The organism is Nitrosomonas sp. Is79A3, assembly GCF_000219585.1.
Classification (GTDB): Bacteria; Pseudomonadota; Gammaproteobacteria; order Burkholderiales; family Nitrosomonadaceae; genus Nitrosomonas.
This window is the reverse complement of sequence record NC_015731.1, coordinates 3,219,418-3,236,130: the sequence shown is the minus strand read 5'-3', so window position 1 is coordinate 3,236,130 and position 16,713 is coordinate 3,219,418. Positions and strand designations below refer to the sequence as shown.

Here is a 16,713-nt window from a genome sequence, read left to right as displayed (position 1 = left end):
ACAGAACCGATTCGAGGATGATTGTAATGTAGCAGCTGGGCAGTGGAATAGGTAATTCACGCTTTGGCCGCAACTATTCGGTTGTGGCTGAACAGTTCTCAGGAGAGATTCCTGATTACAATTATTTTTAAAGGAAAAAAACATGCAACGCATTAAAATGGAATTTACTCAGCTAGCGGTCGTCATCGCATTGACCTTCTGCACAGTTGGTGTTTATGCGCAAAAAAGCCAAGGGCCAGCCCAAATGAATAAAGATCAAGTAGACGGCCGGGTCGGTGAAGCGGAAGGTAAGGCCAAGGAAGCCACCGGAGTGATACTGGATGACAAAAATATGCAGACAGAAGGCAATGTGCAAAAAAATGTCGGCAAAGCCCAGAAGGGTTATGGTGATATGAAACAAGATATTGAGCAAGGCAAATAACACGAGCAAAACTGAAGTGGGCAGGCGAATCACGGTAGACTAGCGAACTTTGTTTGTTAGGATCCGAGAGGGGTGATATGAGAGTGACCGTACTATGAAAGTTAAAAATTCGATTGAAACCAAACTGCAATCATTACGTCCAGAGTTTCTGGAAGTGGTGAATGAAAGTGATAAGCACAATGTACCGGAAGGATCCGAATCCCATTTCAAGGTGACGATCGTCTCCGATGCGTTTCATGGAAAAATGCTGTTAACGCGTCATCGTATGGTTAATGAAATCCTGGCTGATGAGTTGGCGCAGTCTGTTCATGCGCTTGTTCTGCATACATGGACAATGGAAGAATGGTTTGAAAAGCATGGAACACGAAATGATTCGCCGCCATGTCTGGGGGGTTCCAAATCCCAATAACGCCGGAGTTAATCGATTGGCATCAATTACTCGAGCTTTCCACCTATTTGCGGAGTAGTCAGATTAATCCACGAGCTGTTGAACTAAGTAAAGGAGAAGTCTAATGAACGAGAAATTTGACAAACCAGCGGTGCTGAACTGCCTCAGCAAGATCCTTGAACTTGAGCTGGCTGGTGTGGTGCGCTACACTCACTATGCTTTCATGATCTATGGCTACAATCGTATTCCAATTGTCTCCTGGTTGCAGGAACAGGCGGACGAATCCTTGGCCCATGCGCGAGCGGCAGGCGAGATGATCACCTACCTGGGGGCGCATCCGTCCTTGGCCATCGGCCCTTTGCTCGAAACCCATCAGCATGACATTGGCGACATACTGCGTGAGTCTCTGGAACATGAGCGCGCGGCGCTGGCGGTTTACAAAGAATTGTTGTCTCTGGTGGATGATAAGTTCGTAATGCTTGAAGAGTATGCGCGCCGGATGATCGCTGCGGAAGAAATGCACCAGGGTGATGTGGATAAAATGTTGCGTCGGCCGGGCGCTGTGGAAACTTTTTCAGAGACGAAGGCGGTTTAGCCGGAATACTGCAATGGATTGGTGCGAGATTCGCTGATTTTTACTTTTCTTCAACATGAGTGGGATAGAGTCCCCGGATATCCGCACATTCGGTGTAGTAATTGATAGATGTCACAATAAAACGAGGAAGCGATCATGATAGAGCAATGGCAAGTCCCCAGTGCAACTTTTAAAACGCGCGTGCGCGATGAATCGATAGGTGGCGATAATCCATTTCGCTGGCAGGATGTTACAACGGACGATATTTTTAAGAATAAGCGAATTGTATTATTCGCGTTACCCGGCGCATACACGCCGACGTGTACTACTGCACACTTGCCTGGTTACGAAAAGCACTATGATGATTTCAAAACATTGGGAATTGATGAGGTGGTTTGCTTGTCGGTGAACGATGCATTTGTTATGTATCAATGGCGTAAGCATCTCGGGGTCGAGAAAATATTTATGCTGCCCGATGGCAATGCCGAGTTCACTCGCAAGATGGGAATGCTTGTAGATAAATCGAACTTAGGATTCGGCATGCGTTCCTGGCGGTATTCCATGGTTGTTCAGGATAAGCAGATCGAGAAAATGTTCGTTGAGTCAGGTTTTGCAGACAATTGCCCTACGGATCCATTTGAAATTTCAGGCGCTGATTCTATACTGAAGTACCTGAAGTCTCGCTAAGTGTTGCTGGCAAAGTGTCATTACGAGTCGTGCTGGGAGATATATTTTCCCAGTATCCTTTCGTATTGATCCTTAACAACCTCGTAACACTCACACGCGGCAGCCAGCAGACCCTTTCGATCAAGCAATTCAATTTTGCCGCGCGCATATTTGATGAGTCCTTTGTCCTGAAGCTGTGCGGCCGCTTCGGAAACGCTTTCACGGCGCACACCCAGTATGTTGGAGATGCGGTCGTGCGTCAGATGAATGGTTGTTGATTGCAGATTGTCGCTAATGATTAGCAGAAGCCGGCATAGCTGCTGATCAATAGGATGCAGGCGATTACAGATCACATTCTGAGAGATTTGGGCAAGCAGCGTCTGTGTATAAAGCATGCAGACTTCCTGGAAATCCGGTATGTCTTCAAAATATTTCTCAACATCTTTGGCTTTCATCACATAGGCCTGGCCGGGGTTCATGACTACGGCCCTTTTAGCCATCCGGGCATCCCCGATAAAAGTTACGACACCGACCAACCCCTGCCTACCGGTCATTCCAACCTCAATCGAATCTCCATCTTCTGTTTCGTAGAGTAAGCAGATCATGGCGCTAGTAGGAAAATAGACATGCTTGCGCTTTTCGTCCATTTCCCACAGGACTTCATCCAGTTTAAGGTCGACCAGTTTTAGCGAAGGCTCAATCTTGTCGAATACCTTTCCCGGCAAGGCTGCCAGAAGCAGGTTCTGTATTTTTGAGGGGGCTTTTTCGACCGTGGGCATAATGGCTATCCAAATTATTCCGGCCTTGACCTGCATCGTCAATTCGTCTGGAAATCGTTGATCTTTTAAGAGAATCGTTTGACAGTCCAGATATTAGCATAATTTTGAGTGATATCTCAAAGTGCGATAGCGTACAGACGCTTCTTTTCACCCCCCGTATCTTTTGCGTAATTGCAATTTATGTCTGTAGCTTTTTCTTTCAAGCAAGCTGCATAGAATGCAAGTCGCTTCGTACATCACCTTACTGGAGAATATAACATGAACGATATCAACATGCAGACGTGCATAGATGCGTGTAGTCACTGTCATCAAACCTGCTTGCATACCGCGATGACTCATTGTCTTGTAGTAGGCGGCAAACACGTCGAAGCGAGTCATTTTCAACTCATGATCAACTGCGCAGAAATCTGTCAGGCATCGGCTAACTTCATGTTAAGCGGCTCGGCCTTTCACCAGAAGGTTTGTGCAGTCTGTGCCGAGATATGCGACGCCTGCGCCAAGAGCTGCGAGGAGATCGGTGGTATGGAAGATTGCGTCAAGGCCTGCCGAGAATGCGCGGAGAGCTGCCGAAAAATGGCTGCCGCCAAGCCTTATTAGGCTGAATTGAGGAATGAAATCCAACGGTAACTTCCAGTTTCGATATCGTGTTTAGTCTGCACGATGGATTATCTGCATCAGCTCCAGTGGCCTGCAATGATCGTTACAATAATTGCCGCATGGCTGATTGCCTCTCAAGACAAACGCAGGCGTAAGTTCGGTTTCTGGTGTTCTCTATTCAGCAACTTCCTTTGGTTAGTCTGGGGATGGAATGCCCATGCGCATGCACTCGTTGTCTTGCAGGTCGCATTGGCATTTCTGAACATTCGAGGTGCGAGCAAGAATGAACCAGAATTGAATGCCAAATCAGAGACGTAGCTCTCTACAAAGATGTACACTGATCTTCCAGTGCCGGCTAAGAGCCGAAGGAGAAATATCGTATGCGCAGCGCTGTTTGGTACTCCCAGTTTGCAAAGGCGGCAGCCCATTTCTGCGGCCGTCCGCGTGTGTTCACTTTGGCTGTCGCTGTTATTGTTGTCTGGATCATCACAGGCCCAATGTTTGGTTTCAGTGACACCTGGCAGTTGGTCATCAACACGGGGACAACGATCGTTACGTTCTTGATGGTATTCTTGATTCAAAATACACAAAATCGCGATACGGAAGCGATTCAGGTAAAGCTGGATGAGTTGATCCGTGCAACTCAAGGTGCGCACAATGCCTTGCTAGATTTGGAGGAACTTGAAGAAGAAAATCTCGATGCTTTCAAAGCAAAATACCAGGCACTTGCCGCTGGAGCACGTACTGATTTGAATATGGGAAATCAAGATACAGGAACACCGGAACCATAGATTACAAACGGGCACAGTACTGAATTGCCGTCATCATCGGAGGAAATTGCTATGAATGAGATATTGGATGTGATTATCGTCGGAGCGGGTAGCGCAGGCCTGGCCGCATTGCGGGAGGTAAGAAAATACACGCAACGCTTTGTGATTATCAATGATGGACCCTGGGGGACTGTCTGTGCGCGGGTGGGCTGTATGCCATCCAAAGCATTGATCGAAGCGGCGAATGCCTTTCATCGTCGCGGTACCTTTGAAGAATTCGGTATTCGCGGCGGGGATCAGCTCATGCTTGATATTCCTGCTGTGCTGCGGCGTGTGCGGCGATTGCGTGATGATTTTGTTGCCAGCACAGTAAAAACGACAGAAGAACTGGGCGAACGTGCCATTTCCGGACATGTGCATCTGCTTGCGCCGGATAGATTGGAAGTCAATGGTGAGGAATTGCGTGCGCACAAAATTATTATTGCCACCGGATCGCGTCCGATTGTACCTGCGCCCTGGAATGCATTGGGGGATCGGCTGCTTACGACGGATACTTTGTTTGAGCAAGAGACTCTGCCCGCACGCATGGCAGTACTAGGAATGGGGCCTATCGGTGCCGAGATGGCACAGGCGCTTTCACGGCTTGGTATTCAGGTGGTGGCATTTGGCGGTAGCCAAGCGATCGCCGGATTAACAGACCCGCAGGTGATTGCAGTGACGACAGATCTGTTAGGAAGCGAATTTTCTTTGCATCTGGGTGAAAAAGCCGAGTTGAGCAGGGTGGGCGAGGGCGTACAAGTACGTGCCGGAAAGACAGATGTGATGGTCGATTGTGTGCTTGCTGCGTTGGGGCGTCGCCCGAATATCGACAATCTGGGTCTCGAGACATTGGGCGTTCCGCTCGATGAACACGGCATGCCGCCTGTGAATCCAGGTACCATGCAAGTGGCCAATCTGCCGGTATTCATGGCGGGTGACGCGAATGACCAAGCGCCGCTGCTGCATGAAGCTGCCGATGAAGGATACATCGCTGGGCTTAATGCCACGCGCCCTAATTCAATTTGTTTTACACGCCGGACACCACTGGCCATCGTTTTTGCTGACCCAAACATCGCAGTTGTAGGCAGTCGCTTTCAGGCACTTGACCCTGCAAAGATTCTGGTTGGAGAAGTACATTTTGACCGCCAGGGGCGCGCGCGTGCCGGCCAGCGGAACAAGGGTATTCAGCGTCTTTATGCCGATGCGCTAAGCGGCCAGTTATTGGGTGCGGAAATGTGCGCACCTGCCGGCGAACATATGGCACATCTGCTGGCGCTGGCTATCGATCGCTCGCTCACAGTGCAGCAGTTGCTGCGCCTGCCGTTTTATCATCCGGTTCTGGAAGAAGGCTTGCGTACGGCACTGCGTGCTTTGGCAGTGCAGCTTCCTGCCGTCAACCAATCCGATCTGTCCATGTGCGGCGCTTTTAATACGGAAGCTCTTGATTGATAGCTATCTTGTGAAGCATGCAGTGATGGCATTTTTGCGATTAATCAGGTCAGGGTAACAACGACAAATAGATTTCCCGGTAAGCCGCTGCGCTGGCGTGCCAACTGAAATCTTTTGCCATGCCGTTTTTCTGCAAGCGCTGCCAGACTTTTTTATTGTGATAAGCGAGAGATGCACGTTTTATCGTGCTCAGCAGATTGTCGGCGGTCATTGGGTAAAATAAAAAGCCGCTGGCACTTCCGTCGGCAAGCTTTGCCGGTGTGTAATCCACCACCGTGTCTAACAGACCGCCAGTGGCGTGGACTATTGGCGGCGTGCCGTAATGCTGGCTATACATTTGATTCAAACCGCACGGTTCAAATCGGGATGGCATCAGGAAACAATCTGCGCCTGCTTCAACCAAATGCGATAAGGCTTCATTAAAACCGATACGGACAGCTATTGCATCGGGGTAAGCTTGAGTCAATGTGGATAATTGGTGTTCCAGCTCAGCATGATCGCTGCCGAGTACAACCAGTTGGGCGGGTATTTTTACCAGTTGGGATGCGATCTGTATCAGCAGATCGGTGCCTTTCTGGTGATTCAAACGGCTGACTACACCGAATAATGGGATATCGGCATCAACTGCTAACCCCATCTGCTGTTGTAAAGCGCTTTTATTCGCGGCTTTGTCGGATAATTTCTTGCTGGTGTAGTTTTGCACCAAATGGGGATCTGTCGCAGGATCCCATTCCCGTGTATCGATGCCATTGATAATGCCGGTGAGATGGCGGCGGCGTGTTGCTAGTAATCCTTGCAGACCAAAACCCAATGGTTCGGTTTGAATTTCCTCGGCATAATTGGGACTGACTGTAGTGATATGGTCGGCATAATAAAGTCCTGCTTTGAGAAATGACATGTTGGCATAATATTCAATACCATTGATGTCAAAACTCTCCGCAGGCAATCCCAGTTGGACGACACTGCCGGGTGGAAAGATACCTTGAAATGCGAGGTTGTGGATCGTCATCAGCGTGGCCGCTTTTTTCCCGGAATGATAATGCAGATAAGCGGGGGTGAGGCCGCTTTGCCAATCATTGCAATGCGCGATATGCGGGCGCCAGGCAAGCGGACTGGCGTCACTGGACAGAATCGCGCCAATTTTCGACAACAAACCAAAACGTAATGCATTATCCGGCCAGTCGCGCCCCAGCGTATCCATATAAGGGCCGCCTTCGCGCTGATATAACCCCGGGCAGTCAATCACAAAAACCGGAATGTTTTCAGATTTGCTCAGCGATAACCGCGCTGAGAACAATGTGGCGGGCGGAAATTGTGGCAAAGTATTGAAGTCGGCCACTTTGGATTTGTATTTAACACCGGCCAAAACTTTCGGGTAGCCCGGTAGCAAAAGCCTTACATCGTTTTGCAGCGACCGTAGCGCCGCCGGCAGTGCGGCGCTGACATCGCCCAGGCCGCCGGTTTTGCACAAAGGAAAAACCTCAGAAGTAATAAACAGAACGCGGAGTTCTTGGGATGACAGCATGGAGGTATGTTTACTGATTTGCTTTGAAATAATTGATCAAGCCGTTAGTGGAAGCATCATGCGAAGCCACTGGGGCTTCTTGCTCCAATTCGGTCAGGATTTTTCCGGCCAGTTGTTTGCCCAGTTCCACGCCCCATTGGTCAAATGGATTGATGTTCCAGATCACGCTTTGCACAAAAATTTTATGCTCGTACAGTGCAATGAGCGCGCCCAATGTTTTAGGGTCGAGTTTTTTGAACAAAATGGAAGTGGTCGGACGATTTCCGGGGAAAACTTTATGCGGCAATAGCTGTTCCAGGGATTCACCGCTTAACCCTTGTGATGCCAATTCAGCACGCACTTCCTGTTCATTCTTACCAGCCATCAATGCCTCAGTCTGGGCAAAGAAATTGGCCAATAATATGCGGTGATGTTGCGCCAGCGGATAATGGCTTTGGCAAGGAGCCAGGAAATCAGCCGGAACAGTTTGTGTCCCTTGATGCAATAGCTGGTAGAAAGCATGTTGGCCGTTGGTTCCCGGTTCGCCCCAAACGATTGATCCGGTCGCATAATCGACGGTTTCTCCGTCACGGGTAATGCGCTTGCCATTACTCTCCATTTCCAGTTGTTGTAAATAGGCGGGGAAACGGTGCATGGACTGATCGTACGGCAGCACTGCATGCGCTGACGTACCAAAAAAATTAATTTGCCAGATACCCATCAAACCCAGCATGACTGGGAGATTTTCTGCTAACGGGGCTGTGGCAAAATGCTGATCCATTTCACGTGCGCCCGCAAGCAACGAATAAAAATTGTCCATGCCGACAGCCAAAGCAATCGGTAAGCCAATCGCTGACCATAATGAATAGCGTCCACCCACCCAATCCCAGAACTCAAACATGTTGTCCGGATTAATACCGAATTTCTCCACGGCGGAACGATTGGTGGAAACTGCGACAAAGTGAAGAGCGATATCTTTTTCACTGCCGCCATGAGTCAGAAACCATTTTCGCGCAGAATTTGCATTGGTGAGCGTTTCTTGTGTGGTGAATGTTTTCGAGGCAATCACAAATAATGTTGTGGCTGGATCAAGATGCCGCAACGTTTCGGATAGCTGCGCGCCATCAATGTTTGAGACAAAGTGTGGTGTGATACCGTTTAATTGATAGGGTTTGAGCGCTTCGGTCACCATCACCGGGCCAAGATCCGAACCACCGATGCCAATATTAACGATATCGGTAAAAATTTTTCCGGTATAGCCTCTGCGTGTGCCACTGTGTATGGCGCCTGAAAAGCACTCCATCTGTTTCAATACCCGCTTAATCTCAGGCATGATCGCTACGCCATCCACTTCAATGGGTTGTTCGCCACGTAGCGCAATATGCAGTGCGGCACGGTGTTCCGTTGAATTGATCTTCTCTCCCGAGAACATGCGCGTAATCCAGCTTGGCAGTTGTTGCTGATGTGCCAGCGCCAGCAGTAAGTCCACCGTTTCACGAGTGATTGGCTGTTTCGCGAAATCGATCAGAATATCATTGAAACTGAGCGAGAATTTTTCAAAGCGCTGCGGATCATTTTGAAATAACGCACGCAAGTGTTGCTGCAACATGACAGGTTGATGTGCTTGCAAGGCAAGCCAAGCAGGTGATTGAGTAAGAGATGACATAAGTTTGTTTTAATCGCTGAGGATTATGAATCGTATTGATTGCGCCATAGGCCGCTTGTTAAAGCGGGTAACCGAAGGGGATTAATTTTACACTGTGCACGGGTTACATTTTCCTTGCATTGATCTCCAGCGTGATAACCAATTCTAGCGCTGTGATCGGCCATTCCAATAAGAGAGTGGTTGCCTGCATGATTTTCTCAAATCCGCTCTCGGATTGTGATACCGAAAAATGCGGTTGTGCAGAAAACGTGACAGGAGAAGAAGTTCTGAGTACGACACTGCCGCCTAACGTATCATCGTCCAGTGTTATTTCAGTCAAACCAGACAGCTCGAGCACTTGACCGAAACCGCCGGGAATTTCTCCCCGGTAAATGTAACGCCCGCCCATTCCGTCGCAGCTTGGCATCGCGAGATTAATTTCGGTACTGAACACCTGCGCCATTTTGGCGGTGAAACGATAGGCGACTTGTAGCTGATTATTGTCAAGCAGGATGTGCTTGTGAATCGGATACGCGGTATTCTCGGATTGAAAATGGCTATTCTCAAGTGCTGAAGCTTTGGATCGATAGGTGATGAACGCGCCATCGAGACGATCTACGAACAAACTTCGGGGGTGGTCGTCCGCTTCGGTATCTTCTGCATTGATTTCGTGTTTATAGCTGATTCTGTCGTGCGCCGAAGCAATGCCTGTGACGGCGTGGTCGGATGCTTGACGCTCACCCGGTTGAATTTTCTGGTAATAGTGCTCGATCTGGCAGCGCAGTGTATCGCCAAAGTTATGTTTCAGCCGGTAAGCATCCAGCTCACAAATACTGGCGAAACTATCCAGTTTCACAACTGCCTGCAGTATGCCATTCTGGTGATAAGCTTCTTTCACGCCATCCAGATCGGTGTCTTCGGTTAAAGACACTGGACGTGGCATGCAGGCATCCAGTAATGCTTCCAGTTCAACGAGCGCGCCGTACACGGCGCGCCGCAGATGCGGAAGATACAAACCACCGAACAAACCATGCCAATAGGCATCATTGGCTTGAGATTCGTAGAGTTTCTGCTGCATCAGATCCGTACGATGTTTTTCCGGCAGTGCGTTTAATCGCGCAGAAAGCCCTAACATACGCTTATGCATCCAATTCGATTCAGGGTAACGTGAAAAGAAATTTTTCCAGATACCGCCGCGTAGAAATGCTTTTTTGTGTTCATACCAGCCACTTGCTTTGGCCTGCTGTACCAGATCTGCGTAGGTGTTGGCAGATTGGGCAGGCAGCGTCCATTCATTCATTTCAATATAGGATACTGTGGGCAGATAGATAATACCTCGCGTTTTTTCACTGGCATGGTATTCGCTGTAGTGCCGGGTGCGAATTTTTGTTGATGCGAGCACGCCTTGGATAAATTGCTCAAGCCAGCCTTTTTCATAGACCCACTGGTAGGTTTCCGGCCAGATGCCAAATTTCTCAATGTCATCAAAATAAATCGCCGCGGCGCTGGTATTTAACGAATGGTTATCTGCCAATGATTCCAGATAAGCGATCGTTTCCTCAACGGGTGAAAAGGGGATTTTATAGCGTAAAATCTCAGAAATCGGGAACAAATCAAGTGTCCGCGTATCTTCCTCGGTGGTGAAATAACCGTTTAATTCTTCAGGCGCCTTGCCAGCACAGAGAAAATGGTAGTCATCGACAATCACATAACGGATTCCGCAGTCCGCGAGCGCCGGGACTACGGTTGATTCCCACACGCGTTCTGTCAGCCAGGCGCCTTGCGGGCGTTGCCCTAACTTTGCCGCCAGTTTGTTGGAGAAGGTTTCAATTTGTCCGATCCGGTCACGATTCGGAATAACCGCCAGAACCGGTTCAGTATCGCCTGCGCCGAACAACTCGACTTGTTTCCGCAGAACCATTTCATGAAGTAGCTCCATATCTTCGGGATAATGTTGCATCAGGTAATCGAGCAACCAACCAGAGAAATGGACTGCAAAACGAAAATCCGGATAGCGATAAAGTACTTGTAGAAAGGGTTTGTAACAACGCAAGTGAGCGTCAGTCAGCACGCTGGGGAAATTGCCAACGGGTTGATGCGCATGGACACCAAAAAGTAGCGATACAGGTTGTGACATTCAATTTTTCCGGTAATCGTTTTAAAAACCTGGGCAATCGAAGACCCAATTTCAGTCACTGCGCAATGCAGTTTGAAATCAATCGGGTATTATGAAGATCGCCGCATGGTGCCGCTTGCTTCAGTTTGTACATCACCTTTGCTAATGGGTTCAAGTACTGTAGCGGGTGCCGGCAGTTTTAGCAAAAGATAAAGATTAATCAGATTTTTCCTGAACAACTGATCAAAACTGGCTACCGAATGTGCTGGATTGTAATCACCAAACCACCAGAACCAGTCGGAGCTTTCGCATGATGCCAATTGCCGGCTGGCTAGGACTTTTTCTTCATCGGTCAGCCGGCCGCTTTGCATCACCAGATCAAAACTATGTTTGGCTGCACATAGCATATCCCAGGCATAATTCTTTTCCTTGTCGCCAATCCAGGTGGAAAACGTTCCATATACCCAACTTCCGGCAGCCAGCGTCGGTAATGTCATAATCTTATCCCTGTTTTCAGCGCTGGCGACATAATCACGATAAGTTGTGGTGCGAATAAACGGGTGGTTGTCGAGTAAACTGTAAAGATCATCAAGAAAATAAAATCCATTGTAAGGATAAGATTCCCAGGCATTTTCTCCATCCAGGATGACACTGACAACCGGATTCTCCTCAGCGGGTGTGTTATGGTAGATATGTTCCAGAGATTGTATGAAATTTTCTGCCGCATCACGTCCAAACCATCTGGAATATTCAAAACCAATCAGATCGGATAATTGATCATCACGAAAAAAACACGTGATTTGTTCTGTCTCTCCGGCTATCCGGTAGGGGTGATATAAATAACTATTGCGATCCGGCAACGGGGTATCCGGATAAGCGGCGCGCAGGCTATTCACCAAAACACCTTCACCACTGGCGCTCCACTGACAATTTTGTTCTGCCAGGATTTTCAATAATGCGGTTGATACGGCGCCTTCAGCAGGCCAGATACCGGTGGGTTTTTCATTAAAACGCTGCGTGTGACTGGCGATTGCCGAGGACAGATGAAACGCGACGCGGCCGCGCCCGCCGGGGTAAATAGTATGCGCCGGTAAGGTAACATCGGGTTGACTGTCCCGGGCGGAAGAAAAATCAATCATCAGCGGGGCGAGCGGATGATAATGCGGTGTGGTGGATAATTCAATTTGACCGGATTCAGCGAGTTTGCGGTAGCGCGGAATCAATTTCTGAATCAGCTCCCCGATCAGGTTGAACAACTGCAACCGATCCGCATGGGTGAATCCTTCGCTTTTCGCCATCAGTTTCATCACGAACTCGTTATTCCGGCGCACACTTTCGCCCATCCATGCCAAGTGATACCACACCAGCAGATCGGCCAGATATTGCCCGGAAAAATAAGTTAATTCCCGTTCACCGCGCTTGTTCAGAATAGTGTAGAGCTCATGCAGTCGTTTGTAAGCCGGATAAGGCTTGAGCATCGTTTCGTGATTGCTGAGAAAGCAACTGTCGAACACATATAGCCGATCCTGCATGGTGATGTGCTCGAGTTCGGGGGCGGCTAATAGACGCAGCAAAGGGCTGCGCATCTGTTTTGTGGAAAATTGTTCAGTGAAATCTTCCAATTGATCCAGCAGTACCGGTACAAAATTGATAACCGCTTTGGTTTGTGGATGCATCTCCAGGTGGTAAGCCATATCGGTATAATCCTTGATGGCATGCAGATACACCCAAGGCAGGACGAATTCTTTGGTTACATAATCCCGGTAATCCGGTTGATGCATGTGCCACAACAAGACAAGGTTTAATTGCTTCATTTAATAATAATCATGTGATTTTTGTCATTAGCGTACTTTATGGATTTGCTGCCCCAGCATTTCCGGTGTAATCAATGTGATGCCTTTTTCAGTCACATAAAATCGTTTGCGATCCGCTTTTACGTCATATCCCGCTACCAATCCTTCCGGGATGACGCACTGTTTTTCGACTACCACGCGCCGCAAACGCGCATGCCGGCCAATTTCGACATTGGGTAGTATGACCGAATCCTCCACAGTGCTATAGCTGCGGACTTTTACGTTGGAAAACAGTAAAGAACGGCGAACCGTCGCTCCGCTGATGATACAGCCTCCCGATACGGAAGAATCCAGCGCCTGACCACGGCGATCTTCATCATCGAAAACGAATTTGGCGGGAGGCAATTGTTCCTGATGCGTCCAGATCGGCCAATCTTCATCGTACAGATTGAGCTGCGGCGTTACGGAAATGAGGTCTAAATTGGCTTCCCAATAAGCATCCACCGTGCCCACATCGCGCCAATAAGGTATTCCCGAAGCCATATTCACGCAACTGTTCAGGAACCGGTGCGCAAAAACGCGATAACGAGGCACCAAATACGGGATGATATCTTTACCAAAGTCATGCGACGAATGATCTGCGTTATGGTCACGAACTAATTGGTCATAGAGAAATGCTGCATTAAAAACATAAATCCCCATGCTCACCAGCGCTTTTTCGGGCTGACCCGGTATCGGTACGGGATTGTCTGGTTTTTCAGCAAAACTGGTCACTTGCCATGCATCATTGACACCCATCACGCCAAAAGAACTGGCTTCCTCTACTGGAACTTCAAGACAAGCCACCGTCATATCCGCTGCCTTTTCGATATGTTCGTCCAGCAACTTGCTGTAATCCATTTTGTAAATGTGATCGCCGCCCAGAATCAATACATACTTCGCATCGTGACGCTGCAAAATATCGACGTTCTGGAATACCGCATCGGCTGTGCCCTGGTACCATGTTTCTTCGGCGGTTCGTTGCTGAGCGGGTAGCAGTTCGACAAATTCTTTGAAGCGGCCGTCAAGAAAGCTCCAGCCATGTTGTATATGACGGATCAGGCTCTGTGATTTGTATTGCGTAACGACGCCGATACGCCGGACACCCGAATTAACACAATTTGAAAGCGGGAAATCAATAATACGGAATTTCCCGCCAAAAGGGACTGCTGGTTTGGCGCGCCAATCCGTTAATTGATGCAGGCGGCTGCCGCGCCCGCCCGCTAGTATCAATGCGAGCGTATTGTACGTAACACTGTTATGGAAGCGTGTGCTGGTTGTGCACTCCGCCTGGGATTCGTTCGCATGCATCCGTTCGTTATTATCCATAGCGATGTAATCCTCCCCGATTCATCTCAATATATAGTATCGCATTATGGCATTTTCTTACACCTTACTATTATTTTAATTGTTAATCGCGGTATAAGTAGTATAAGGTGGCAGGCAAGCTATAATTCATTCTAGACCAGTTAACCATCTATAAAATGTGATCACCTTGCATAAAACCAATTCATTGCAGAACGCATTGCTGAAGGCTCAGCTACACGATCCATTTGCGTATCTTGGGCTGCACAAAGAGCACGGACAAACTTTGGTGCGCGTATTCCGTCCCTATGACGTGAATGTGTGGATCAAGACAGCCATCGGTTTTGAGCCGATGCAACGTATTCATCCGCATGGGGTTTTCGAGTGGCGCGGGGAATCACCGCCTGATATGCCGTATCGGTTGCGGATCGAAGAAAAAGGGGCAAAGCATACCGTCTATGAAACGTATGATCCGTATGCTTTTCCACTGCAAATTTCCGATCATGATTTGTATCTGTTCAATGAAGGTAAGTTGCGGCAGGCTTACCGGATGCTCGGCGCGCAGCGGGTCAGGAATGCCGATGTGGACGGCATGCGCTTTTCGGTATGGGCACCGAACGCCGGGCGTGTCAGCGTAGTCGGTGATTTTAATCGCTGGGATGGGCGCATTCATCCGATGGCGGTACACCACGCCAGCGGTGTCTGGGAGCTGTTTATTCCGGGACTGTTGCCGGATTCACTCTACAAATATGAGATCCGCAATCGCGATAGCGGGGAAATTGTTCTCAAGACGGATCCTTATGCTAATCGCTATGAACTCCGTCCCAACACGGCGGCACGGACGCCTGCCACAAGTGCCTATGACTGGTGCGATGCAGCGTGGATAGCGAAGCGCAATAATTGGGATTGGCTGCATGCGCCATTAAATATTCTTGAGATTCACGCCGGATCGTGGAAGCGGCATCCGGATGGCCGTTTTTACACTTACCGGGAATTGGCGCAGCACCTGTTGCCTTATGTGCAGGAAATGGGCTATACCCATATCGAATTGATGCCCGTTTCAGAGCATCCGCTGGATGAATCGTGGGGCTACCAAACCACCGGCTATTTTGCGGTCACCAGCCGCTACGGTTCACCCGATGATTTCCGGTTTTTTGTCGATGCCTGCCACCAGGCAAATATCGGTGTAATCCTTGATTGGGTGCCCGCGCATTTCCCGCAAGATACTTTTGCGCTGGCACGCTTTGACGGCACGGCATTGTATGAACATGAAGACCCGCGCCTTGGATTTCACCAGGATTGGGGTACTTATATCTTTAATTATGGCCGCAACGAGGTCAAATCATTCCTGATATCCAGCGCGCATTACTGGCTATCCGAATTTCATCTGGACGGCTTGCGTGTCGACGCAGTGGCTTCCATGCTGTATCTGGATTACTCGCGCAAAGAAGGCGAATGGCTGCCGAATAAATATGGCGGCAGGGAGAATCTGGAAGCGATCGATTTTCTGCGCGAGCTGAATATTATGGTGCACGAGGAGTTTCCCGGCGCGTTGACCCTGGCGGAGGAATCCACCGCTTGGCCGGCCGTATCGCGCCCAACCTATCTCGGCGGGCTGGGGTTTTCGATGAAATGGAATATGGGCTGGATGCACGACACGCTGTCCTATATGCAACAAGACCCCGTCCACCGGCGCTATCACCACGATAAGCTGACGTTCAGCCAACTGTATGCGTATACGGAAAACTTTGTATTGCCGTTCTCACATGATGAAGTGGTGCATGGAAAAGGCTCTCTCTTCAACAAAATGCCCGGCGATGCCTGGCAAAAATTTGCCAATGTACGCCTGTTGTTTGTCTTCCAGACGACTTGGCCGGGCAAAAAGCTCAATTTCATGGGCAATGAATTTGCCCAGAAACAGGAATGGCGCGTGAGCCATGAGCTGGATTGGCCCTTGCTGCAACAACAACAGCACGCCGGAATTCAGGCTGCATTGCGTGATTTGAATCAATGTTATAAAAACACCCCCGCCTTGCATCAACTCGATTTTGCTGCCGAAGGTTTTAGCTGGATCGACTGCCAGGACGCCGATCAATCCGTCATCAGCTACCTGCGGCGTGCCAAAGACGGCACATTTGTATTGGTGATTCTCAATTTCACCCCGGTTCCGCGCAGCGCTTATCGTATCGGTGTTCCCGCCAGCGGTATTTACCGGGAAATCTTTAACAGCGATTCCACTTATTACGGTGGCAGCAACCTCGGCAATTTAGGCAATATTGCCAGCGTACCGATGCCCTGGATGGGATTTTCTGACTCGATTGCGATTACGTTGCCGCCGTTGGCGGGAGTTGTTTTTTCTTTACAAAAATTATCCGATACTGAAGTTTAATGGGCTGCCTCTAGCTTGTCGGGTGGAATCGGCAAGCCAGGGTATTGTTTTTTGTAGCCGATTCTGGTGATGCTCAATTTCTTGCCGTCCGCGATAAACCAAAAAGACCCGGAGTATACGGGCATCTCTATTAGGCGACATGCAAAGATCTGTAACCTGACGCCATTGATTTTGTCAATCAGTTTTAAGCCCGCAGATACATTGCTGTATGAACCAGTGAGGTGCGTATTTTCCTTTAA

General features: G+C 49.0%; 15 protein-coding genes. 8 read left to right on the top strand and 7 right to left on the bottom strand.

All coding sequences use genetic code 11. The features are described 5' to 3' along the window. Positions 1–142: 142 nt before the first annotated feature. The 4 genes from NIT79A3_RS19195 (at position 143) to NIT79A3_RS15065 (ending at position 2,070) form a co-directional block, all read left to right on the top strand. Positions 143–421: a CsbD family protein gene (locus NIT79A3_RS19195; RefSeq protein WP_013967006.1), complete on the top strand. Its 279-nt coding sequence runs from the start codon at positions 143–145 to the stop codon at positions 419–421. A gap of 94 nt (positions 422–515) precedes the next feature. Beyond that, positions 516–830 carry a BolA/IbaG family iron-sulfur metabolism protein gene (locus tag NIT79A3_RS15075; RefSeq protein ID WP_013967005.1) on the top strand — a complete coding sequence of 105 codons (315 nt, stop codon included), beginning with the start codon at positions 516–518 and terminating at the stop codon, positions 828–830. A gap of 103 nt (positions 831–933) precedes the next feature. Next, positions 934–1,404, top strand: a complete 471-nt coding sequence (locus NIT79A3_RS15070; protein ID WP_013967004.1) for a ferritin-like domain-containing protein — start codon at positions 934–936, stop codon at positions 1,402–1,404. Between the two features lie 135 nt (positions 1,405–1,539). Further along, the gene (locus NIT79A3_RS15065) at positions 1,540–2,070 is read left to right on the top strand and encodes a peroxiredoxin (RefSeq protein WP_013967003.1); all 531 of its coding nucleotides are present in this window, start codon (positions 1,540–1,542) and stop codon (positions 2,068–2,070) included. A gap of 20 nt (positions 2,071–2,090) precedes the next feature. Here the strand turns inward: NIT79A3_RS15065 and NIT79A3_RS15060 are convergent, their stop codons facing one another. Both NIT79A3_RS15060 and NIT79A3_RS18890 read right to left on the bottom strand, forming a co-directional pair. After that, on the bottom strand, positions 2,091–2,828 hold the full coding sequence (locus NIT79A3_RS15060; protein ID WP_041361112.1) for a Crp/Fnr family transcriptional regulator: 738 nt from the start codon (positions 2,826–2,828) through the stop codon (positions 2,091–2,093). A gap of 147 nt (positions 2,829–2,975) precedes the next feature. Further along, entirely contained in the window at positions 2,976–3,206 is a 231-nt protein-coding gene (locus NIT79A3_RS18890) for a hypothetical protein (protein WP_156797104.1), read from the bottom strand. A 315-nt stretch (positions 3,207–3,521) separates the two neighbouring features. Between NIT79A3_RS18890 and NIT79A3_RS15050 the strand changes: the two genes are divergently transcribed. The 3 genes from NIT79A3_RS15050 (at position 3,522) to NIT79A3_RS15040 (ending at position 5,683) form a co-directional block, all read left to right on the top strand. Beyond that, positions 3,522–3,743 carry a hypothetical protein gene (locus NIT79A3_RS15050; protein WP_348225642.1) on the top strand — a complete coding sequence of 74 codons (222 nt, stop codon included), beginning with the start codon at positions 3,522–3,524 and terminating at the stop codon, positions 3,741–3,743. A 62-nt stretch (positions 3,744–3,805) separates the two neighbouring features. After that, positions 3,806–4,216: a low affinity iron permease family protein gene (locus NIT79A3_RS15045; RefSeq protein WP_013966999.1), complete on the top strand. Its 411-nt coding sequence runs from the start codon at positions 3,806–3,808 to the stop codon at positions 4,214–4,216. 51 nt (positions 4,217–4,267) lie between these two features. Further along, entirely contained in the window at positions 4,268–5,683 is a 1,416-nt protein-coding gene (locus NIT79A3_RS15040; RefSeq protein ID WP_013966998.1) for a dihydrolipoyl dehydrogenase, read from the top strand. A gap of 49 nt (positions 5,684–5,732) precedes the next feature. On the opposite strand, the gene glgA is transcribed toward NIT79A3_RS15040, so the two are convergent. From glgA to glgC, 5 genes are all read right to left on the bottom strand, one after another. After that, positions 5,733–7,208 (bottom strand): glycogen synthase GlgA, encoded by a 1,476-nt coding sequence (gene glgA / locus NIT79A3_RS15035; RefSeq protein ID WP_013966997.1) that lies wholly within the window; start codon positions 7,206–7,208, stop codon positions 5,733–5,735. Positions 7,209–7,218: 10 nt separating this feature from the next. Further along, entirely contained in the window at positions 7,219–8,853 is a 1,635-nt protein-coding gene (gene pgi, locus NIT79A3_RS15030; RefSeq protein WP_013966996.1) for a glucose-6-phosphate isomerase, read from the bottom strand. Positions 8,854–8,956: 103 nt separating this feature from the next. Further along, the gene (locus tag NIT79A3_RS15025) at positions 8,957–10,969 is read right to left on the bottom strand and encodes an alpha-amylase/4-alpha-glucanotransferase domain-containing protein (protein WP_013966995.1); all 2,013 of its coding nucleotides are present in this window, start codon (positions 10,967–10,969) and stop codon (positions 8,957–8,959) included. An 89-nt stretch (positions 10,970–11,058) separates the two neighbouring features. Continuing rightward, on the bottom strand, positions 11,059–12,762 hold the full coding sequence (locus NIT79A3_RS15020; RefSeq protein WP_013966994.1) for a glycoside hydrolase family 57 protein: 1,704 nt from the start codon (positions 12,760–12,762) through the stop codon (positions 11,059–11,061). A 27-nt stretch (positions 12,763–12,789) separates the two neighbouring features. Beyond that, a complete protein-coding gene (gene glgC, locus NIT79A3_RS15015) occupies positions 12,790–14,109 on the bottom strand; it encodes a glucose-1-phosphate adenylyltransferase (protein ID WP_013966993.1) in 1,320 nt (439 codons plus the stop codon). A gap of 160 nt (positions 14,110–14,269) precedes the next feature. Between glgC and glgB the strand changes: the two genes are divergently transcribed. Beyond that, complete coding sequence (gene glgB / locus NIT79A3_RS15010) at positions 14,270–16,474, top strand: 1,4-alpha-glucan branching protein GlgB (RefSeq protein ID WP_041361108.1); 2,205 nt, start codon at positions 14,270–14,272, stop codon at positions 16,472–16,474. Positions 16,475–16,713 lie beyond the last annotated feature (239 nt).